Genomic DNA, 20,123 nt, shown 5'->3' with positions numbered 1-20,123 from the left:
TGCCGACCGCAGCCGCGCACGTCCATGCCGCGGACAAAAAAAATGGGCCCCCGCGGATGCGGAGGCCCAGGGCAGGAAAACATCAAGTTGTTGAGATTATAGGCGGAACGTGATGCTGCCCACATAAGTGCGGCCGTTCTTGTAGAAGGCCGACGGGCGATCGGGCGTCCCGCTGTACTGCAGATAGGTTTCATCGAGCAGGTTCTGCGCGTTGACCGTCAGCGAGATGTTCTTGGTCAGCGCCAGCGACGCCGATGCATCGAGCTGGTTGTACGGCGCCACCATCTCGAACGAGTTTAGGCGTCCGATCGAGCGGAAGTAGGACGAACGGTAGTTATAGCTGACGCGCGCCTGGAACGGCCCCTTCTCGAAATAGGGAATGACGTTGACGGTGTGCTTCGACAGATACGGCAGGTTCAGCGAGCCGGTGATGCCCGGGATCACCGAGGTCGAGCTGTCCTGATAGGCATAGTTCGCCTGGATACCGAACCCGCCCCAGATTTCGGCCTGACCGTTGACCAGCACGCCGTTGACCTTCGCCTTCCCGGCGTTGATCGGGCTGTTGACGCGGTAGGTGTTGATGACCCGGCCTTCGAGCGAATTGTAGAAGCTCTGCCCGGTCTGCGTCGTGGTGATGATGTAGTTGTTGATCTCACGACGATACAGTTCGACCGACAACAGCGCACCGGCACGCGGGTAGAATTCGGCGGTGATTTCGTAGTTGGTCGACTCGTACGGCTTCAGGTTCGGGTTGCCGCCGCCGGCATCCAGCGTGACGTCGTTCTGCGAGATCGAGGCGGCCAGATCCTGATAACGCGGCCGCGAGATCACCTTTGCCGCCGCGCCGCGCACGATGAACTGCGGCGACACTTCGTAGGCGACGTTCAGCGCGGGCAGGAACTTCAGATAGTCGGTCGAGGTGCTGGTCGGCACCGGCGTCGGGTTCGGGTTGGTCGCGGTCGGCAGCGACAGCGCATAATACGACGCGTCGTGGGTATAGACCAGACGACCGCCGAGGTTGCCGCGCAGCCCGCCCTGGTCGAAATTGACCTGGATATAGCTCGCCGCGGTCCGCTCCTCGACGCGCGTCGAGGCGCCGACCTTGTAGAACAGCGGGGTGTTGATGCTGTTCGCAAGGATCTCGATCACCGCCTCGCGCGGCAGGTTGAGATACTTGGTCGCGGTGCCCGACCCGCCCGAACCGTCGAAGATCCCGTCCGGCGTGGTCAGCGTCGTGACGCCGAGCTGCGAGCCGTCCTTCGACGTGGTCAGATAGCTGTTGATGCCGCGCGCGTCGATCTTGTTGACGTGATCGGTGATCCGCGCGCCGATCAGCACCTGCTTGAAGAAGCCGTCACCCAGCGGCACGACCGCGTCGAAGCCGCCGAACGCGTCGCGATCGGTGGTGACGCTATAGTCCAGCCCGCCGATCTGCGCGGCGTTCAATTGCGTGCCGTTGACGAGGTACGGGGTGCCCTCGATCGTGACAGGATTGTTGCCCGGATTGGTGAAGTAATTGGCCGGGTTGGTGAGATCGCCGGTGAAGTTCACTTCGGCCGACGTCGGTGAGATCGCGTAGCTGAACGGCAGCTTGGTCTGCACGTTGAACAGATATTCGGGATTGCGCCCGCCGGTCGCCTTGCTCCAGCCGGCGACGAACGACACCTTGGCGCCGTTATCGCCTTCCCAGTCGGCGAAGAAGTTGAGGTTGTCGGTCTTCAGCTTGGTCGAGCGCACCAGCGTATCGAGCTGCGCATTGCGCTGGCTGGTCGCCGCGCCGAAGCTGGCGTTGGTGACCACGCCGTTCGAGATCGTCGCGGATTGCAGGTCGGCACCGCTCCACGCGACCGGGATCGTGTACATCGACTGGCTGTAATTGTTGTAATTGCCGTCGATGTGCAGGCCGTTCAGCGTGAGCGTCAGGTTGCTGGCCGGGCGATATTGCACCGTGCCCGACACGCTGGTGCGCTCGCGCTGTTGCTGGAAATAGGCGTAGTTGATCCCGAACGGTGCGACCGCGTTGATCAGGTCCTCGCGGGTGCCGCCGCTCAGCGTGGCGGACTGGTTCTGCAGGATGCCCTGTCCCGAGGCATCGCGCCTTACCGAGCCGTCGGCGTTCTTCTGGAAAAAGTCGGCACCGCTCTGATAGCCGAAGAATTCGACACCGGCGCGGACCAGCTGCTGCTTGTCGTAGGTACCGGCGACGAGGAAGCCGAACGTTTCGTCCGCATTCTTCCAGCTGTACAGCCCCGAGCCGCGGACGCTGCCCTTCTCGGAACGGTCGTTGTAGGTGTAGCCGCCCGACGCGAACAGCGAATTGGCGTCCAGCTCCAGCGGGCGACGCGTGCGGACGATCACCGTACCGCCGAGGCTGCCGTCCTCGAGCCGCGCCTCGGGCGACTTGTAGACTTCCAGCCGGTCGACCAGTTCGGGGGCGAGCAGCGAATAGTTGAAGGTCCGGCTCGACGGATCGTTGTCGTTGCCGCCCCAGTCGGCCGAGGCGAGCGCGTGGCCGTCGAGCAGCATCCGGTTGAGCGCCGGATCGGTGCCGAGGATCGCGACCTTCTCGCCCTCACCGAAGCGACGGTCGATCGAGACGCCGGGAATGTGCGCGAGCGATTCGGCGACGTTGCGGTCGGGGAACTTGCCGATGTCTTCCGCCGAGATCGCATCGACGACCGCATTGGCGTTGCGCTTGAGCTCGATCGCTTGACGGAGGCTGCCCGCATAGCCGGTGACGACGATGTCGTCGCCAACCGTGCCGTCGGCCTGCGTATTGTCGGGGGCGGTGCTCGACGGCGGCGTTGCGGGCGCCTGCTGCGCCTGCGCGCTGACGGCGGTGAAGCCGATCATGGCGGTGGAAACCAGCATCATCTGACGCAAGCGCATAATTGAACCCCCTCTGATGCCCGTCCGCATGGGCGTTGGGAAACGGACCGTGAACCAACCGCTTGCCGTCACGGGTCGCATCGGTTCTGGACTGGTCTTATAACCAATTTGGATCAGCCCGGACATACCTCGTTACGAAATTGTTTCATGTGCAAAAGCGATTTTTAGGTTTTTGTTCAGACCTGTGTTTTTGATGTGACAGTCGCCACGGCGGGCACGCGCGATCGGCTGGTATCATGCGGGTCGGCCCGCGGGGTTGCGTGGCGTGGGCGTTGGGCTACGGTTACGTCAACGTGATGGGTCCGCGTACCGGCGGCGACAGGAAGGAACGCGGATGGCCTTTTCGGACGAGGTGGGACGGTTTCGGGAGGGCAATGCCGCGCCGCTCTACCTCCAGTTGCAACAGGTGATCCGCGAGGCCATCGACGGCGGCATTCTTAACCAGGGCGACGCGATTCCCGCGGAGCGCGATCTGGCGGTCGAATATGACGTGTCGCGGATCACGGTGCGCAAGGCGATCGGCGGGCTGGTCGAGGACGGCTTACTGACGCGGCGGCGCGGGGCGGGGACGTTCGTCGCCGGGCGCGTCGAGAAGAGCTTTTCCAAATTGTCGTCCTTTTCCGAGGATATGGCCGCGCGCGGCAAGACCGCGTCGAGCAGCTGGATCAGCCGTGTCGCCAGCACGGTGAACCCGGAGGAAAGTATGGCGCTGGGCCTGTCGCCGGGCGCGCCGGTGTTCCGCTTCCAGCGCATCCGCCATGCCGACGATGAGCCGATGGCACTGGAGGTGTCGACGATCGCCGGTTACTGTTTGCCGTCGGTCGAGGCGGTCGAGGACTCGCTGTACAGCGCGCTCGACAAGGCCGGCTGTCGGCCGGTGCGCGCGCTCCAGCGGCTGCGCGCGGTGCCGTTCGGACCGGAACATGCCAAGATGCTGGGTGTCGACGCCGGCCATGCCGGGCTGCTGATCGAGCGCCGCGGATTTCGTCGGGACGGGCGCGCAGTGGAGTTCACCCGCTCCTACTACCGCGGCGATGCGTACGACTTCGTGGCAGAATTGTCCGATCTCTGACCACCATCCGTCGTCCCGGACTTGATCCGGGACCCCGCTTCTTCTTCACGCTTGAGGCAAAAGCGGGACCCCGGATCTAGAGCGTTACCGGACCAAGTTGAACCACCGTCATCGCCCTGCGGGCGACCGCTGCGCGGCGGGGCGCTTTCGGTGTGATGCCGCGTTGCTCGTCGGTCACGATGCTTTTGCATCGCTCCCTCCTCACGCCTCGCACCACACCAAAATCTCCTCCGTGCCGATGATCCAACTTGGTCCGGTAACGCTCTAGTCCGGGGTGACGTTCAATCGGTTAACGCTGCCGCATCCGCGACGAGCAGGTGCAGCGTGCCATCTGCCGGGCGCGCCACCGCGCGGACACCCAAGGTACGCAGCGCCGCTTCGTCGACCTTCGCCTCCGTCAGCGTCACCCGCACGCGCCCCGGATGGACGCTCGCCGCGCGCACGTTCGCTGCGCCGCCGAGCGCCGCCAGCGCGGGCCCTGACAACGCAACCGGTGCATCGGCGGCGTCATCGACGACGTTGACCGCCGCGACCGTCACCCCACCGGCCGCGAGCGCATCGCGGATCTCGACCGCGACGACATCGGCGATCGGGCCGAGCACGACCTGCAACGCGGTCGGCGAGGGGCGGATCAGCCCGCGTGCGCCGAGCGCCTTGAGCGCGGCATCGTCGACTGCCTGCTGGTCGCGGACGTTGAGCCGCAACCGCGTGGTGCACGCCCCGACCTCGACGAGGTTGGCCGCCCCGCCCAGCGCGCGGGCATAGGCCGCGCCGCGCTCGCCCGCCGCCACCGGCACCGCCGCCGCAGCCTCGCCCTCGACCGGCTCGCGGCCAGGTGTCTTGAGATCGAAGCGCGCGATGAAGAAGCGGAACAGCCCGTAATAGAGCGCGAAATAGACCGCGCCGACCGGGAGCAGCAGCAGCGGCCGGGTCGCGAGCCGGAAGTTCAGCACGTAGTCGAGCAGTCCCGCCGAGAAGCCGAAGCCGAGCTTCACCCCCAGCGCGTCCATCAGCGCCATCGACGCGCCGGTCAGCACCGCGTGGACCGCATAGAGGATCGGCGCGAGGAACATGAAGCTGAACTCGATCGGCTCGGTCACGCCGGTCAGCATCGAGGTGAGCGCGAGGCTGAACAGCATCCCGCCGATCGCCTTGCGCCGCTCCGGCAGCGCGGCATGGTACATCGCGAGGCAGGCGGCAGGCAGGCCGAACATCATCACCGGGAAGAACCCGGCCATGAACGCGCCCGCACTCGGATCGCCCGCGAAGAAGCGCCGCAGGTCGCCGGTGCTACCGTGATAGTCGCCCATCACGAACCACACGATGTTGTTGAGCAGGTGGTGCAAACCGGTGACGAGCAGCAGCCGGTTGAGCAGCCCGAACAGGAACAGCCCCGCGCCGCCCGACGCGGCGATGCCGTAGCTCAGCCGGTCGATCCCGCCCGCGATCGCCGCGAAGCCGGTGCCGATCACGACGGCGAGCACCAACCCGGCGAGCCCGCTGACGATCGGCACGAAGCGCCGCCCGCCGAAGAAGGCGAGATATTCGGGCAGCTTGATCGTCGAGAAGCGATTGTAGAACAGGCCGCCGACCAGTCCGGAGATGATCCCCGTCGGCACGTCGAGCCGTGCGATCGCCTTCGCCTTCCACGCCGCGATCGCCAGATCGGCCGAGGGGCCGGTCAGCCCGGCGGTGACCTCGGGCGGGACGACCAGCAGCACCTTGGCCGCTTCGGTCGCGACGAGGAAGCAGACCACGCCGGCCAGACACGCCGCGCCGTTGCCGTCGCGTGCGAAGCCGGTCGCGACGCCGATCGCGAACAGCAGCCCGAGGTGCGAGAAGATCGCGTCGCCCGCCGCGCTGACGAAGGCGATGTTCAGCAGGTCGGGCTGGCCGAGCCGCAGCAGCAACCCGGCGATCGGCAGCACCGCGATCGGGAGCATCAAGGCGCGGCCGAGCGGCTGTAGCGTGCCGAGGATCGACTTCATCGCGCAAACTCCCGTGCGAGGCGGCGGACGGCGGCGGCGTCCGGGCAGGCGAGCGCCGCGCGCGCATGGTCGCGCGCCGCCGACAGGTCGAGGTCGCGCACCAGCGCCTTGATCTCCGGCACCGCAGCCGGCGCGACCGACAATTCGGTGACGCCGAGCCCCAGCAGGATCGGCACCGCGAGCGGATCGGAGGCGAGGCTGCCGCATACGCCGGTCCAGCGATGGCGGAGCGCGCCGCCGCGCACCGTCTCGCCGATCAGCCGCAGCACGGCGGGGTGAAGCCCATCGAGCGCGCCGGCGACCGCTGCATTGCCGCGATCCATCGCCAATGTGTATTGCGTCAGGTCGTTGGTGCCGATCGACAGGAAGTCGGCCTCGGCGGCGAGCAGATCGGCACCGATCGCGGCGGCGGGCGTCTCGACCATCACGCCGAGTTCGATGTCTCGCGCGCCGTCGGTCAGCCGGTCGAGGACCGCGCGGACCTTGAGCAATTCATCGACGCCCGCGATCATCGGGACCATGATCCGGCAGCGCCCGCGCGGGCGGACCGCGAGGATCGCCTTGAGCTGATCCTCGAGGATGTGCGGATGCGCGAGCACGACGCGGACGCCGCGTAGCCCGAGCGCGGGATTTTCCTCGCCGTTGATCGGCAGATAGGGCGCGGGCTTGTCGCCGCCGATGTCGAGCAGACGGACGATCAATGGTCGCCCGTCGAGCGCGTCGACCACCGCCTGATAATCGACGGTCTGTTCGGCCACGTCCGGGGCGGTGTCGCGGTCGAGGAACAGCAATTCGGTGCGGAGCAGCCCGCAGCCCTCCGCGCCGTTGCGCACCGCGAACTCGGCGTCCGCGGGCGAGCCGCAATTGGCGAAAAGCTCGATCCGCGTGCCGTCGGCGGTGCGGCATTCCTCATTGGCGCGCGCGAGCGCATCGGCGCGGCGGGTCGCGGCGGCGGTAACGCGGGTCTGCGCCTCGGCGAGCAACGCGGGGGAGGGGGCGGGGTGGAGCCAGCCGGCGCTGGCGTCGAGCACCACTACCGTCCCGTCCGGGACCGCACGTAATGCGCTGCCGAGCGCGACCAGTGTCGGTACGCCGCGCGCCGCGGCGAGGATCGAGACGTGCGAGGTCGGCCCGCCATGTTCGATCGCGAGCCCGGCGAGACGGTCGAGATCGAGCGCCATGAACTGCGACGGCAACAGGTCGTCGGCGAGCAGGATCGCGCCATCCGGCAGCGTTACCGCTTCCTCTTCGGCGCCGACCAGCCGTGCGATCAGCTGTCGTTCGAGATCGAGCATGTCGTCGGCGCGTTCGGCGAGCCGCGGGTCGCCACCGGCACGCAACGCATCGGCCTGCGGGCGGATCGCCTCCCGCCAGGCGTGCGCCGCACTGTTGCCGCGCGTGATCGCCATCAGCGTGTTCGCGATCAACTTGGGATCGTCGAGGATCGCGGCATGCGCCTCGAGGATTGCGCGCGCGCCGGCCGGGCCAGCGGCGGCACGCTCGGTCAGTTCGGCGATCAGGCCGATGCGCGCGGTCTCGAATGCCGCTTCCTCGGCGGCGACGCCATTGCCGCTGGCGGCGACGGTCAGATCGGTCACCTGCCAGCGGTATGCCGGTCCGATCGCGAGCCCCGGTGCAGCGGTGACGCCGGCGAGCGCGCCTTCGGGCACGTTGCGTGGCGCAGGCGGGGCTGGGCGCGGCGCCGGGGGAGCGGCATCTTCCTTGATGCCGTGGAGGATCAGTTCGGCGACCGCTTCGACCGCCGCGTCCGCCTGTGCGCCGGTCGCGGCGATCGTGACGCGGTCGTTGTGCGCGACGATCAGCGACAGCAGACCGATCGGGCTGGTCGCGCCGACCGGCTCGCCGTCCTTGGCCAGCGTCACCACCGCGTCGAAGCCGCGCGCCACCTCCGAGATGCGCGCGGCGGGGCGGGCGTGGATGCCGTGCGGCAGCGGCACGACGATCGTGCGCGACGCCACGGGGCCGTCACCCGCCGCCTGCTGCGCCTGCGCATCCAGCACGGTAAGCGTCATGACCGGATCGCCGAGCGCGACGATCGCGCCGGTCGCGCGGCGCGCGATCGTGAAGCGGTCGCCATTGGTGACGACGATCGGCGTGACCGCCGCGCGCGCGTCGCGGACGATCCGGTCGAGGTCGAAGCGGATCAGCGGTTGCCCGCGCGTCACCGCATCGCCCGCCGCGACCAATGTTTCGAACCCGGCACCCTTCAGCCCGACAGTGTCCAGCCCGATGTGGATCAGCAGTTCCGCGCCCTCGGCGGTGCGCAGCGTGATCGCATGGCCGGTCGGCTGCACCGTTATCACTCGCGCGTCGCATGGCGCGACCAGCGTGTCGCCGGTCGGGTCGATTGCCACGCCGTCGCCCAGCATCCGCTCCGCGAACACCGCGTCGGGCACGTCGTCGAGCGAGCAGGCCCAGCCATCGAGCGGTGCGTAGAGCGAGAGGAAAGCCATGGCGTCTCCGGAAACGATCGTGGGTCAGGCGACCGGCTGCGCGCCGATCCAGGTGCTGGCGGGATAGAGGTCGCGGGTGAGGATCGCCCAGTCGGCGCGCTGCCCGATTGCGAGCGTGCCGCGTTCGTCGGACAGGCCGAGGAACGCCGCCGGGCTGGTCGCCGCCAGCCCTGCCGCTGCCTCCGGGGTAAGCCCGAGCCGCGTCACCGCGCCGCGCACCGCGCCCGCCATGTCGAGGTCCGATCCGGCGAGCGTCCCGTCGGCACCGACGCAGCGCCCGTCCTCGACGTGGATCGGCTTGCCCTGCAGCACGAAGTCCTTCGACGCCGCCCCGACGCACGGCATCGCGTCCGACACCAGCATGAAGCGGTCGGCCGGACGCGCGCGGAGCGCAATGCGCAGCGCGGCGTCGTCGACATGGAAGCCGTCGACGATGATCCCGCACCACGCATCGTCATTGGCGAGCGCTGCCCCGACCACACCGGGCGCGCGGTGCACGAGCGGCGACATCGCGTTGAACAGATGGGTCACCCCGGTCGCACCCGCGGCAAACGCCGCGGTGGCGGTGGCGTAATCGGCGTCGGTATGGCCGAGGCAGACCCGCACGCCCGCGGCGGCCAGCGCGGCGATCTGATCGGTCGTCACGCGCTCGGGCGCGAGCGTCACCATCACGCGTCCGCGGCGTGGCGCGGTGAGCAGCGCGAGCAACTCGTCGTCGAGCGGGCGGAAGCGCGCCGGATCGTGGATGCCCTTGCGTGCGACGCTGATGACAGGCCCTTCGACATGGATGCCGATCACGCCCGGCACGCCGGCCTCGATCGCGGCATCGACCGCGTCGAGCCCGCGCGCGATCACGTCGGGCGTGTCGCTGATGAGCGTCGGCATCGTGGCGGTCGTGCCGTAGCGGGCGTGCGCGCGCGCGATCGTCGCCAGCCCGTCGACGGTCGGCGTGTCGTTGAACAGCACCCCGCCGCCGCCGTTGACCTGGACGTCGATGAAGCCGGGCATCACCCAGCCGCCGTCGAGATCGGTGGCACCGGCATCGACCTGCGCGTCGATCGCGTTGATGATCTGGTCCGCGACCGTGATCGTCGCGGCGGACAAGGTGCCGCCGGGGGTGACGATATGGCCGTTGGTAAAGCTGTGCCGCGTCATAGCGTGCGGGTGACCTTGCTCAGATGACGGGGTGCGTCCGGGTCGAGCCCGCGCGCGACCGACAGATTGTTCGCCATGCGATAGAAGCTCTGAATCGTCAGGATCGGCTCGATCGCGGGGTGATCGGCGAGCGCGGGCGGGTGGCTGGCGGCATCCGCACGCGCATCGGCGAGCGCGACGCGCGCGCCGCGCGCCGCGAACTCCGCCGCCGCCTCGCGCACGCCGTCACCGGCCACATCGGAGGTGGCGAAGGCGAGCAGCGGGAAGCCTTCGTTCACGATCGCCATTGGGCCGTGGCGGACCTCGGCGGCGCTGAACGCCTCGGCATGGAGCGCGCAGGTTTCCTTGAGCTTGAGCGCGGCCTCCTGCGCGACGCCGAAGCCGAGCCCGCGGCCGATCACGAACAGGTTGTTGGCATCGACCAACAGATCGACCACTTCGCTCCAGTCGAGCGCCCATGCCGCGACAAGCCGATCGGGGAGCGTCTCCACGGCCGCGCGCAGCCGTTCGTCGCCCGACCATTCGGCAACCAGCAGCGCCAGTGCGGCGAGCGCGGTGATGTACGATTTGGTCGCGGCGACCGACTTTTCCGGCCCGGCCATCAGCGGCACGACCGTATCGGCGGCTTCGGCGAGCGGCGAGGTGGCGTCGTTGACCAACGCGACGATCCGCGCGCCCGCGGCCTTTTGCGCGGCGACGGTGGCGAGCAGGTCGGGGCTGCGTCCGCTCTGCGAGATCGCGATGCACAAGGGCGCGGCCGGGGTCTTCACCGCCGATTCGTACACCGACGCCACCGATGGCGCAGCCGAGGCGACCGGCACGCCGACGAAGGTTTCGATCAGATATTTGCCATAAGTGGCAGCATGATCCGATGAGCCGCGCGCGCAGGTGACGACCACCGCCGGCGGCGTTGCGCGCAGGTCGCGTGCCAGGTCGCGCAGCGTGTCGCGATTGGTGGCGAGCGTTCGCGCGACCGCGGCAGCGGACTCGCGCGCCTCCGCGAACATCAACGTCTGATCGGCGTCGGGCATGTGGTGGCGCTTCCCTCGCGAACGGTGCGGGCCGGTGTGCCGCTCCCCTGTTCCGACAGGGTTAAGTCATACATTGGTATTATTCAAGTCTCTGCGGCGCGAAGCATCGTTGCTAGAGCAGCGACGGTCGCCACATCGGTGGCTTTGGCGACGGGCGGACTGAAGCCGAAGCGCATGAGCGTCGCGTCCTGCTCGGCAAGCGCGGCGCGACACGATGCGTGCACTTCCGTGACGCCGCTCGTCAGGACTGCCGGCAGGGTTTTCGCCGACAGGCCGCTGCCGGCAAGGATCACGATCCGCCCTGCGGCACGTTGCACGAGTGTCGTCAGCATCGGCAGCGCATCGACGGCATGGGGCTGGCCACCCGAGGTGAGGATCCGATCGAAGCCCAGCGCGACCGCGACCTCCAGCGCGACAGTCATATCGGGTGCGAGATCGAAGGCGCGGTGCAGCGTCAGTGACAGCGGTTGCCCGCGCGCTGTGCCGAGATCGCGGGCGAGTGCGATCCACGCGGCGAGCGTTCCGGCGTCGAGGGAATGGTCGGAGAGGCTCGCGCCGATCACCACCCCGGCGAGCCCGGCCTCGGCAGCCATACGGATATCGTCGGCAACCAGGGCGCGCTCGGCGGCGTCATGGACGAAGCCGCCGGCGCGTGGGCGCGCGAGCAGGTGGACGGGCAGCGGTGCCTGTGCCGCCGCGCGCACCAGCGACGCAGGCGGTGTCAGCCCGCCGACATCGAGCGCCGCGCACAATTCGATCCGATCCGCCCCACCGGCGACCGCCGCTGCGACCCCGCGCGCATCCTCGACGCAGACCTCGAGCAGCCGGCGGGTCATGAGGCGAACAGCGACGGCGCCTTGTGGACGATGGTGCGCCCGGCGGTGTCGGTGACCGCATAGGTGAAGCCGGGCAGCAGGCAGAACGCCCCGACGTTGCCGCGCGGATCGAGCGCGAGGAACCCGACCTGCACGCCCTTGATCGCGTCGCCGCGCAGCGTCGCGATGTGGCGCACCACCTCCTCGCAGGCGCGCTGCGGCGACAGGCCGGCGCGCAGCGACGCCACGACCCGCGCGCTGCCCGAGACGCGCGTCACTTCCTCGCCGACCCCGGTCGAGGTCGCGCCGCCGATGCCGCGCTCGACGTATAGCCCCGCGCCGACCTGAGGCGAATCGCCGACGCGCCCGCGCATCTTGAACGCCATGCCCGAAGTGGTGCACGCCCCCGCCATCCGCCCGCCCGCGTCGCGCGCGAGCAGGCCGATCGTGTCGTGATCGAGCGCGCCGCCGGGGGTCACATGCCGCTGCGTACCGTACGTGCCGGTTTCGCTATTGGCGACCGGCTGGTATTTGGCGGTCTTCAGCCAATCGCGCCACGCCTGTTCCGCTTCGGGGGTCAGCAGCTTCTCCTGCGGAAAGCCCTGATCGCGGGCGAAGCGCGTCGCGCCTTCGCCGACCAGCAGGGTGTGCGGCGTCTTCTCCATGACGCGACGCGCGACCGAAATCGCGTGGGTGGTATTCTCCAGCGCTGCCACCGCGCCGACCGCCCCGGCATCGTCCATGATGACCGCATCCAGCGTGACGTGACCGTCGCGGTCGGGATACCCGCTATACCCGACCGAATGGTTGTTGGGATCCGCCTCCGGCACCTTCGCTCCGGTCTCGACCGCGTCGAGCAGCGAGCCGCCCGATTTCATCGCCGCAAAGGCAGCGTCGTTCGCCGCCGCACCGAAATCCCAAGTCGAGACGATCAGCGCCGGGCCGCTACGCGGTGCTGCTGCCCCGGGCGTCGCCGCACCCAGCGTGGCCAGTCCAGCCATCACCGATCGTCTGTCCGTCATTGCACCCGCCCTGTTCGTCTTGTCGCCTAGCATGCACGTCTGTCCGCTTGCCGCAACGGGAAGCTGCATTGGTCATGCGGAAGGTCCTACACAGGTCTCCGTGCGTCGAGCGATGCTGCGGCGGGTGAGCGGGTGACAGCAAAAAGGCCGCGGGATGGACCCGCGGCCTCCAGCTTTCGGTCGCGACGTCACCGGGCGACGCCCGCGATGACCGGCGACGGCAGGCGTTATCTCTGCGGCGCGCGACGGGCGAGAACCACGACCATCGCCAGCGTGCCCAATGCACCGACCGCGCCGACCGCGATCACCATGAAGCTCGGTACGTCCATCATCCTCTCCCTGCCGCATCGTGGCGGCTATTCATTTTGTACGTGGGAGAGTGGCCGGAAGCCGGTGGGACTGCAACCGGAAAGTCAGCTTCGCATCATTATTGCGCGCCCTTTATTCGAGATCGCTTTCGCTGACGATAATTGGCTGGGCATCGGCGTTGCGCGCCAGGGCGGACAGCGCCGCATCGTTGATCGTGTCCGAAAAGCGATTGAACATGTCGATCGCGTCACCATCCGGAGCGTCTCCGCTCAGCGCTTCCAGCACATCATATTGAACGGCAAACTCATATTCGTCGCCGTCCGCTTCACCGGTAAACTCCACCTGACGTTCGTCGATGTTGTCGAGCAGCGTGCTGAGATCGACTTCGAGCCGTTCGATCGCCATTCCTTCGTCCTTTCTCGTTCGTCAGCAGCCAAAAAACAGGAGCGGCGACGATGTTCCGCCGCGTCGGTCGGCCCGGCTTAACCATACTGGCGCGCGTCGCGCACGTCCGGTCGCAGCATGGATGGTCGGCGACGCGGCGATGGATCAGCGATATGACGTCAGGGGAGACGGCACAGCAGCCGCAGGTCGCTGATGTCAGAGGGAGAATTTTCATGCGTCATCGTTCGATCATGCTCGCCGCGTGCGGCATGTTGATGCTGGGGGCCTGCGCGAAGAAGGCGCCGCCGGCACCGTTGCCGCCGCCACCCCCGCCGGGTGCGGTTGCCGGCAGCCATGCCGCGGACCGCGACGGCGACGGAATCGTCGACGGCTATTACACGTCCGACGGCATCTACCACCCCTATGCGCCGCCGGCCCCGCCGCCGCCGCCGCCCGCGCCGACGCGCCGCGGGGAGCGGGGCTGATCACCCGGTCGATGGAGGGGCGGTGGTGCCGCTCCTGCCTGACCGGATTTGCGATCATATTGGCAGTCGCCGCGCCGATGACCTCGGCGTCGGCGGCTGCGTCGCGTTCGGCGAAGGCGAAGGCCGCTGCCGCAAGGATCGCGAAGCCGAAAACGACGAAGAGCCGGGTGCAGAAGCCCGGAGCCAGGCCTGCGAAATCCGCGGCCGATCTGGCGCGCGATCGCGTGGTCGCGGGCGCGATCCGCGCCGCAGCGGGCGGCTGGATGGCGCGCGTCTATGCACAGCGCAACTACGCACCCTTATGGGCCAGCGGCGGCCGCATCGGCCCGGCCGCGGACACGCTGATCGGTTATCTAAGCGACGCTGACCTCGATAATCTCAAGCCGTCGTCCTACGATGTCGGCAAGTTGCGCGAACGACTGGGTGCGGCGCGCGGCGGCGACCCTGCGGGGGTGGCGGCGGCGGAACTGGCGCTGTCCGAGGCGTTCGTCCAGTTTGTGCGCGATCAGCGCAAGCCGCGCGACGTCGGGATGAAATGGGCCGATCCTGTGCTCAAGCCGAAGCGGCCGAAGCCGGAGGCGGTGCTGCGCGCGGCGAGCTTCCCCAAATCCTTTGCCGGTTATGTCAAGGACATGGGCTGGATGAGCCCGCGCTACGTCGAATTGCGCGACCTGTCTGCGCGGGCGCGTCGTGGCGGGATCACCCCCGCTGCGTTGCTGCGGTTGCGGCTCAACCTCGATCGCGCACGTCTGCTGCCGGGGCCGTGGACGCGACATGTCGAGGTCGACGCCTCGTCCGGGCGGTTGTGGTTCTATGAGGCGGGCGCGACCAAGGGCACGATGCGCGTCGTGGTGGGCACGCGCGAGACGCAGACGCCGATGCTCGCCGGCACGCTGCAATGGGCGATCCTCAACCCCTATTGGAACGTCCCAGATTATCTGGTGCGCAAGAACATCGCGACCAAGGTGCTCGGCGGGCGCACGCTGGCGTCGCTGAACATGGAAGCGCTGAGCGACTGGACCGCCGCCGCGCGCCCGATCCCGGCGAGCGCGATCGACTGGCCGGCGGTCGCCGCGGGCAAGCGCGAGCTGCGGTTGCGCGAGCTGCCGGGGCCGGCGAACTCGATGGGCAAGGTCAAATTCCTGTTCCCGAACGACGAGGGGATCTATCTGCACGACACCCCCAATCGTGCGCTGCTGACGAAGGACGATCGTCATTTCAGCAACGGATGTATCCGGCTGGAAGATGCGCCGCGGCTGGCGCGCTGGCTGATGGGTAAGCCGCTCAATCCCGGCAAGAAGCCGGAGCAGGCGGTCGCGCTCACCGCACCGACGCCCGTCTATCTCACCTATCTGACCGCCACCAGCGGCGGGCCGCGGAGCATTGCGTTCCGTGATGACGTCTACGGGCGCGACGGCCGGACGAGCTAGCCCCGACCGGCTCGCCGACTATTTTCCCGGGTTGAGCGCCGGCACACGCCGCGCCGCGTCGGCAGGTTCGATCCCCGGCCGCGGCGCGGCGGGCAGGCGTTCGTCGCCGCGGATCGCGCGGCCGGCGCGCTGGATCGCCTCCACCAGCCGCGGATAGATGCCGCAGCGGCAGATATTGGTGATCGCGGCGCGGATCGTGTCGTCGGACGGCATCGGATCGCGCTTGAGCAACGCCGCGGCGGCCATGGTGATGCCCGGTATGCAATAACCGCATTGCGGCACGTTCGCCGCGATCAGCGCAAGCTGGACGGGATGCGCGCGCTCGCGTGACAGGCCTTCGATCGTCGTGACGAACGTTCCCTCCACCTGCCGCAACGGCACCTGGCACGATCGTACCGCATGGCCATCGATATCGACGGTACATGCACCGCAACTTCCGGTGCCGCAGCCATGTTTGGTGCCGGTCAGATTGGACGCGTCACGCAGCGCCCATAACAATGGCGTGTCGGGCGCCATCCGAAATTCGACGGCCTCGTTGTTGACGGTCAGGCGGGTCATATCGCCGACCTATCGTCGCGCGGGCGGTGCAACAACCCGCTGGTGCGGAGCGCCCGCCCCGACAAAGGGTCAGGCGTCGCGTCGGCGGTAGGCGTGATGAAGGTTGTCGATCCACCCGGCGCTCGCCTTGGCCGTGGTCGCGCCGCGATCGCGCGGCTTGCGCGCCTCGGCCAGATCGATCGCCCCTTTGGTGAAATGCAGCCCCGTATGATTCGCCGACGTCCACATGACCTCGGCGGGCAGATCGACCAGCGACCCCATCGTCACCTCGACATGGTCACCCTTGGTCAGTTCGCCGGGATTGTCGATGCATGCGCCGGTCGCGGAGAGATTGCGCACACGTGCTTCCGTCGCGCGGTCGCGGTGAGCGATACGCGCATAGAGGATGACGCTGCTGCGCGGTTCGCGGGGAGGAGAATCGGACATCAGGCATCTCCCTTGGCACGGGCATGGCAAACAGGTGGTTAAGGCGGCCCTTTGACCCCCAACCGCCGGACGCGGTTTAATCGGTTGATCTGCGTAAGAACGGTTGCCAGTCGTCGCGACATTGCCATAGTGGCATCGGATGGATCCGCAAACGGCGTCGAGCGACGCACTTCTTTCGGCGGTTAGTGCCCTCACGCCTTGCGATCGCGAGCCTATTCACCTTTCCGGCGCGATACAACCGCATGGTATCATGCTGATCGCCGATCCGCAGACGTTGCGGATCACCGCAGGCGCGGGCGCGATCGAGCAGGTCCTGAGTGCGGACTGGCTCGGCGCGAATCTTTCGGCGCTGTTGCAACAGGACGTGGCCGCAATGACCGATGCCGCGCCTGGACCCGGCGGTACGGTACTGGGCATGCCGGTTTCGGGGCATGACGTGGCCCTGCACCGCGCCGGGTCGTGGCTGATTGCGGAACTGGAGCCGATCGAGGCGGAGCCGGGCTCCGTTGCCACCACGCTCAGCTGGCTCGACGCGATCACCGCCGGTTTCGAGCGGGCGGGCACGTTGCGCATGCTGGCCGATCGCGCGGCGGTGGCGTTCCGCGCGCTGACCGGGTTCGACCGCGTCATGATCTATCGCTTCCTTGATGACGAGGCGGGCAGCGTTATCGCCGAAGATCGCGACCCCGCACTGCGGTCGTTCCTCAACCATCATTTTCCGGCCAGCGACATCCCGCGGCAGGCGCGCGCCTTGTACGTCCGCAATCGTACCCGCGTGATCCCCGATGCCGGCTATGTCCCTGCCCCGATACGTCCCGCGGGGTTCGAGCAGGTCGACCTCAGCGATGTCGCGATCCGCAGCGTGTCGCCGGTGCATGTGGAATATCTCCGCAACATGGGGGTTCAGGCATCCGCGTCGATCTCGATCGTCAAGGACGGCTTGCTGTGGGGTCTGGTCGCCTGCCACAGCATGACGCCGCGGTTGATGCCGCGCAGCGTCCGCGCCGCGGCCGCGGCGATGGCCGGCGCGCTGGCCCGTCAGATCATCGCCAAGGAGGAGGCGGAAGCATATCGCGTCCGTCTTGCGCTCCGCAGCGAGGAGGACGCGCTGCGTCCGCTGCTGCAGGAGGACGATCCGTTCCGGGTGCTCGGCGAGCGTGGCGACGAGCTGCGGCGGATGCTCGATGCTGATGGGCTGGCGCTGGTCCGCGACCAGACCGTCACCACATCGGGCATCGCACCGGCCGATCTCGATCTATTGGACCTGCTACGCTGGGCTGCGCTGCGCGAGGACGGGCCGGTGTTCTCGACCCGCGAGCTGGCGGTCGACTGGCCCGATGCCGGCACGTTCGGCGCGATTGCGGGTGTCCTGGCGCTGCGCATCGACGAGCGGCACACGCTGATGTGGCTGCGGGTCGAGCAGATCGAGGAGATCGAATGGGCGGGCAATCCGCATAAGGCGATCCCGCACGATCCCGCCGCGACGCTTCACCCGCGCGCTTCGTTCGCATCGTGGCACGAAACGGTTCGCGGACGCGCGCGGCGCTGGACGCTCGAGCAGATTGAGGGGGCCAACCGCCTGCGCCGTCTGCTCCGCGAGGCGCGGGCCTCCAACGAACTGCGACGGCTGAACCAGGAGCTGGAGCGGACCGGCGCCGAGAAGGACGCGCTACTGACGCAGAAGGACCTGCTGATGCGCGAGGTCGACCACCGCGTGCAGAACAGCCTGCAACTCGTCTCGTCGTTCCTGGCGATCCAGGCGCGCGACGCAGGGCCGGGGATCGTCGCGGACCAGCTGCGCGAGGCGCGCTCGCGGTTGTCGGCGGTCGCGCTGGTTCACCGCCGGCTATATCGCGAGGATCAGATCAAGACGATCGATCTCAGCCGCTACCTCGGCGAACTGCTCGAGGACCTGAAGGCGTCGTTGGGCGACGAATGGTCGCGGCACATGATGCTGTCGATCGCGCCGGTGCTGATCCCGACCGACCGCGCGGTTAACATCGGGCTGGTCGCCGCCGAGCTGGTCATCAACGCGACCAAATATGCCTATCCCGGGCAATCGGGCGGGCCGATCGAGATCACGCTCGAGCAATATCGCAATCGACTGAGATTGATCGTCGCCGATCAGGGCGTCGGCAAGCAGGGCAATGGCGAGGGGTTCGGCAGCCGCATGATGCGCGCGGTGATCCAGCGGATCGATGGCCAAATGGATTATCTCGACAACGACCCCGGCCTGCGCGCGGTGCTGACCGCGCCGATCGAGGCGGCCTGAGCTTCAGCGACCGAATCGCGGAACAGACGGACTTGGTCAGTCTTTTCCCGCCGCCTCGGCGTAGAGCGCGAACGTGGCCAGCGCGCCGGCAATCATCCGCGCGGTCCAGTCGGTGCCCTCGCCAGACGCGGCCTCGTCCAGCGCGACCCGGATCGCTCGCCACTGGCCGGATGCGTGCACCGCGCCGAGATACCGCCCCGGCAGCTCCGGCGGCACCTGTCGCGCGAGCATCGCGCCACCCAGTCGCGAGCCTTCGACGACATAGAGCACACCCCACAAGGTCGCCGCATCGTCGCCCGGCGCAAAGGGCAGGGGGGCGGGCGCCGCGACGCCCAAGTCCGTGAGATCGGCCGCCAGCAACGGCGTGCGTACCGGCAGATTCTGCGTAAACGGCAGTGCTGCCATTATCCGTTCCGCCGCCGGCAGCGCACGCGCATGTGCCAGCAGGAAGCGTCGATACGCGTCGGGGGAGGCCAGATCGTGCGCGCCGAACGCCGCGTCGACCGCCTCATGCGCCGCGCCGGTCGCGTCGCGCAGCATCGTCATTGCGGACATCGGCGTCAGTCCAGCCCGCGCTCCAAAAAGCGCTCCGCCACCGCGCAATGCATCGCCACGCCGGTGGCGAGCACATTCTCCTCGATCGTCATCCGCGTATTGTGGAGCGGCGGGTTGGTGCGCCAGTCGCTGCCCGGCGCGGCGACCCCGACGAACGCCATCGCGCCCGGCACCTCGCGCAGCACGTAGCTGAAGTCCTCGCCGCCCATCATCGGCGCAGGCATCGCGGTCCAGCCTGCGCCGCCCGGCACCTCCGACGACAGTTCGCGCAGCAGCCGCGTCGCGCGCGCGTCGTTGACCGTCACCGGATAGCCTTCGTCAATCGTCGTTTCCGCGACGCAGCCGTGCGCGGCGGCAATTCCTTGCGCGATCTGGTGGAACGCCTCACGCATTGCGGTTCGGGTCGCCTCCGACAAGGTGCGCAGCGTCCCCATCAGCTGCACTTCCTCGGGAATGATGTTGTGCGACGATCCGGCGTGGATCTGAGTCATCGTCAGCACCGCCGGATCGGCGACGGGCACGCGGCGCGCGACATGCTGTTGCAGCGCGGTGACGATCGCGCAGGCGACCGGGATCGGATCGATCGCCTCGTGCGGCATCGCGGCGTGGCCGCCCTTGCCGCGGATCGTCGCCAGCACCGTATCGGTCGAGGCGAGCATCGCGCCCTCGCGGCCCACGAACATGCCTGCGGGCGCATTGGGGAGGATGTGCAGCGCGAACGCCGCTTCGGGCCGCGCGACGTCGAGCAGCCCGTCGGCGATCATGTGCCGCGCGCCGTGATGGCCTTCCTCGCCGGGCTGGAACATGAAGACGATCGTTCCCGACAATTCGTCGCGTCGCGCGCTCAGCGCCTTGGCCGCGCCGACCAGCATCGCGGTATGCGCGTCATGCCCGCAGGCGTGCATCTTGCCGGGGACGGTCGAGGCGAACGGCAGCCCGGTCTCCTCGCTCATCGGCAGCGCGTCCATGTCGCCGCGCAACAGCACGGTGCGTCCGTTCGACCCTGTGCCGCCGCTCCGCCCGCCGCGCAGGATCGCGACGAAGCCGGTGGTGCTGGTGCTGTCGTGGATCTCGAGCGGCAGGCCGGCGAGCGCTGCCTTCGCCTTGGCGGTGGTCAGCGGGCAATGCAGCCCGACCTCGGGCTCGGCATGGATCGCCCGGCGCAGCGCGATGACGTCCGCCAACTCGGCGGCGCCGATCGCGGTCCAGTCGGTTCGGGTGGCGAGCGTGCTGGTCATGACGGACTCCTTTGGTCACC

At 68.3% G+C, this 20,123-nt stretch carries 16 protein-coding genes; 4 read left to right on the top strand and 12 right to left on the bottom strand.

Annotated elements, in window-relative coordinates:
* Positions 1-96: 96 nt before the first annotated feature.
* Positions 97-2,889, bottom strand: a complete 2,793-nt coding sequence (locus PGN12_15430; GenBank protein MEH3105277.1) for a TonB-dependent receptor — start codon at positions 2,887-2,889, stop codon at positions 97-99.
* Between the two features lie 334 nt (positions 2,890-3,223).
* Here PGN12_15430 and PGN12_15425 point away from each other — a divergent pair, with 334 nt between their 5' ends.
* Positions 3,224-3,961, top strand: coding sequence for a GntR family transcriptional regulator (locus PGN12_15425; protein ID MEH3105276.1), 738 nt, complete (start codon positions 3,224-3,226; stop codon positions 3,959-3,961).
* Between the two features lie 281 nt (positions 3,962-4,242).
* On the opposite strand, the gene nagE is transcribed toward PGN12_15425, so the two are convergent.
* The 7 genes from nagE to PGN12_15390 form a co-directional block, all read right to left on the bottom strand.
* Positions 4,243-5,949, bottom strand: a complete 1,707-nt coding sequence (nagE, locus tag PGN12_15420; GenBank protein ID MEH3105275.1) for an N-acetylglucosamine-specific PTS transporter subunit IIBC — start codon at positions 5,947-5,949, stop codon at positions 4,243-4,245.
* Positions 5,946-8,423, bottom strand: a complete 2,478-nt coding sequence (ptsP, locus tag PGN12_15415) for a phosphoenolpyruvate--protein phosphotransferase (protein ID MEH3105274.1) — start codon at positions 8,421-8,423, stop codon at positions 5,946-5,948. Before ptsP ends, nagE begins: the two co-directional genes overlap by 4 nt.
* 24 nt (positions 8,424-8,447) lie before the next feature.
* Complete coding sequence (gene nagA / locus PGN12_15410; protein ID MEH3105273.1) at positions 8,448-9,578, bottom strand: N-acetylglucosamine-6-phosphate deacetylase; 1,131 nt, start codon at positions 9,576-9,578, stop codon at positions 8,448-8,450.
* Positions 9,575-10,609 carry an SIS domain-containing protein gene (locus tag PGN12_15405; protein ID MEH3105272.1) on the bottom strand — a complete coding sequence of 345 codons (1,035 nt, stop codon included), beginning with the start codon at positions 10,607-10,609 and terminating at the stop codon, positions 9,575-9,577. The genes nagA and PGN12_15405 overlap by 4 nt, the downstream gene beginning before the upstream one ends.
* 83 nt (positions 10,610-10,692) lie before the next feature.
* A complete protein-coding gene (locus PGN12_15400) occupies positions 10,693-11,445 on the bottom strand; it encodes a copper homeostasis protein CutC (protein MEH3105271.1) in 753 nt (250 codons plus the stop codon).
* Positions 11,442-12,425, bottom strand: coding sequence for a N(4)-(beta-N-acetylglucosaminyl)-L-asparaginase (locus PGN12_15395; protein ID MEH3105270.1), 984 nt, complete (start codon positions 12,423-12,425; stop codon positions 11,442-11,444). Before PGN12_15395 ends, PGN12_15400 begins: the two co-directional genes overlap by 4 nt.
* A 462-nt stretch (positions 12,426-12,887) precedes the next feature.
* Positions 12,888-13,160: a DUF1488 family protein gene (locus PGN12_15390; protein ID MEH3105269.1), complete on the bottom strand. Its 273-nt coding sequence runs from the start codon at positions 13,158-13,160 to the stop codon at positions 12,888-12,890.
* 212 nt (positions 13,161-13,372) lie between these two features.
* Here PGN12_15390 and PGN12_15385 point away from each other — a divergent pair, with 212 nt between their 5' ends.
* Together PGN12_15385 and PGN12_15380 are read left to right on the top strand one after the other, a co-directional pair.
* Positions 13,373-13,624: a hypothetical protein gene (locus PGN12_15385; protein MEH3105268.1), complete on the top strand. Its 252-nt coding sequence runs from the start codon at positions 13,373-13,375 to the stop codon at positions 13,622-13,624.
* Positions 13,625-13,791: 167 nt separating this feature from the next.
* On the top strand, positions 13,792-15,054 hold the full coding sequence (locus PGN12_15380; GenBank protein MEH3105267.1) for a L,D-transpeptidase family protein: 1,263 nt from the start codon (positions 13,792-13,794) through the stop codon (positions 15,052-15,054).
* Between the two features lie 18 nt (positions 15,055-15,072).
* On the opposite strand, the gene PGN12_15375 is transcribed toward PGN12_15380, so the two are convergent.
* Positions 15,073-15,612, bottom strand: a complete 540-nt coding sequence (locus PGN12_15375) for a (2Fe-2S)-binding protein (protein MEH3105266.1) — start codon at positions 15,610-15,612, stop codon at positions 15,073-15,075.
* Positions 15,613-15,681: 69 nt separating this feature from the next.
* Positions 15,682-16,038, bottom strand: a complete 357-nt coding sequence (locus PGN12_15370) for a PilZ domain-containing protein (GenBank protein ID MEH3105265.1) — start codon at positions 16,036-16,038, stop codon at positions 15,682-15,684.
* Between the two features lie 139 nt (positions 16,039-16,177).
* On the opposite strand from PGN12_15370, the gene PGN12_15365 reads away from it, so the two are divergent.
* Complete coding sequence (locus PGN12_15365) at positions 16,178-18,310, top strand: GAF domain-containing protein (protein MEH3105264.1); 2,133 nt, start codon at positions 16,178-16,180, stop codon at positions 18,308-18,310.
* 36 nt (positions 18,311-18,346) lie between these two features.
* Here PGN12_15365 and PGN12_15360 read toward each other — a convergent pair whose 3' ends face one another.
* Both PGN12_15360 and PGN12_15355 read right to left on the bottom strand, forming a co-directional pair.
* Positions 18,347-18,865 (bottom strand): biliverdin-producing heme oxygenase, encoded by a 519-nt coding sequence (locus PGN12_15360; protein MEH3105263.1) that lies wholly within the window; start codon positions 18,863-18,865, stop codon positions 18,347-18,349.
* 5 nt (positions 18,866-18,870) lie between these two features.
* Positions 18,871-20,103 carry a M20 family metallopeptidase gene (locus PGN12_15355; protein MEH3105262.1) on the bottom strand — a complete coding sequence of 411 codons (1,233 nt, stop codon included), beginning with the start codon at positions 20,101-20,103 and terminating at the stop codon, positions 18,871-18,873.
* Between the last annotated feature and the right edge of the window lie 20 nt (positions 20,104-20,123).

The organism is Sphingomonas phyllosphaerae, from assembly GCA_036946405.1.
Lineage (GTDB): Bacteria > Pseudomonadota > Alphaproteobacteria > Sphingomonadales > Sphingomonadaceae > Sphingomonas > Sphingomonas phyllosphaerae_D.
Note: the sequence above shows the minus strand (reverse complement) of the source record. Positions and strands in the feature narration are given on the sequence as shown.

Coding starts and splice junctions, on each gene's coding strand:
- PGN12_15395 (MEH3105270.1), bottom strand. CDS start 12,425: ATGGCTGGACTGGCCACGCTGGGTGCGGCGACGCCCGGGGCAGCAGCA.
- PGN12_15425 (MEH3105276.1), top strand. CDS start 3,224: ATGGCCTTTTCGGACGAGGTGGGACGGTTTCGGGAGGGCAATGCCGCG.
- nagE (MEH3105275.1), bottom strand. CDS start 5,949: ATGAAGTCGATCCTCGGCACGCTACAGCCGCTCGGCCGCGCCTTGATG.
- PGN12_15375 (MEH3105266.1), bottom strand. CDS start 15,612: ATGACCCGCCTGACCGTCAACAACGAGGCCGTCGAATTTCGGATGGCG.
- nagA (MEH3105273.1), bottom strand. CDS start 9,578: ATGACGCGGCACAGCTTTACCAACGGCCATATCGTCACCCCCGGCGGC.
- PGN12_15360 (MEH3105263.1), bottom strand. CDS start 18,865: ATGTCCGCAATGACGATGCTGCGCGACGCGACCGGCGCGGCGCATGAG.
- PGN12_15400 (MEH3105271.1), bottom strand. CDS start 11,445: ATGACCCGCCGGCTGCTCGAGGTCTGCGTCGAGGATGCGCGCGGGGTC.
- PGN12_15370 (MEH3105265.1), bottom strand. CDS start 16,038: ATGTCCGATTCTCCTCCCCGCGAACCGCGCAGCAGCGTCATCCTCTAT.
- PGN12_15365 (MEH3105264.1), top strand. CDS start 16,178: ATGGATCCGCAAACGGCGTCGAGCGACGCACTTCTTTCGGCGGTTAGT.
- PGN12_15355 (MEH3105262.1), bottom strand. CDS start 20,103: ATGACCAGCACGCTCGCCACCCGAACCGACTGGACCGCGATCGGCGCC.
- PGN12_15405 (MEH3105272.1), bottom strand. CDS start 10,609: ATGCCCGACGCCGATCAGACGTTGATGTTCGCGGAGGCGCGCGAGTCC.
- PGN12_15385 (MEH3105268.1), top strand. CDS start 13,373: ATGCGTCATCGTTCGATCATGCTCGCCGCGTGCGGCATGTTGATGCTG.
- PGN12_15390 (MEH3105269.1), bottom strand. CDS start 13,160: ATGGCGATCGAACGGCTCGAAGTCGATCTCAGCACGCTGCTCGACAAC.
- PGN12_15430 (MEH3105277.1), bottom strand. CDS start 2,889: ATGCGCTTGCGTCAGATGATGCTGGTTTCCACCGCCATGATCGGCTTC.
- ptsP (MEH3105274.1), bottom strand. CDS start 8,423: ATGGCTTTCCTCTCGCTCTACGCACCGCTCGATGGCTGGGCCTGCTCG.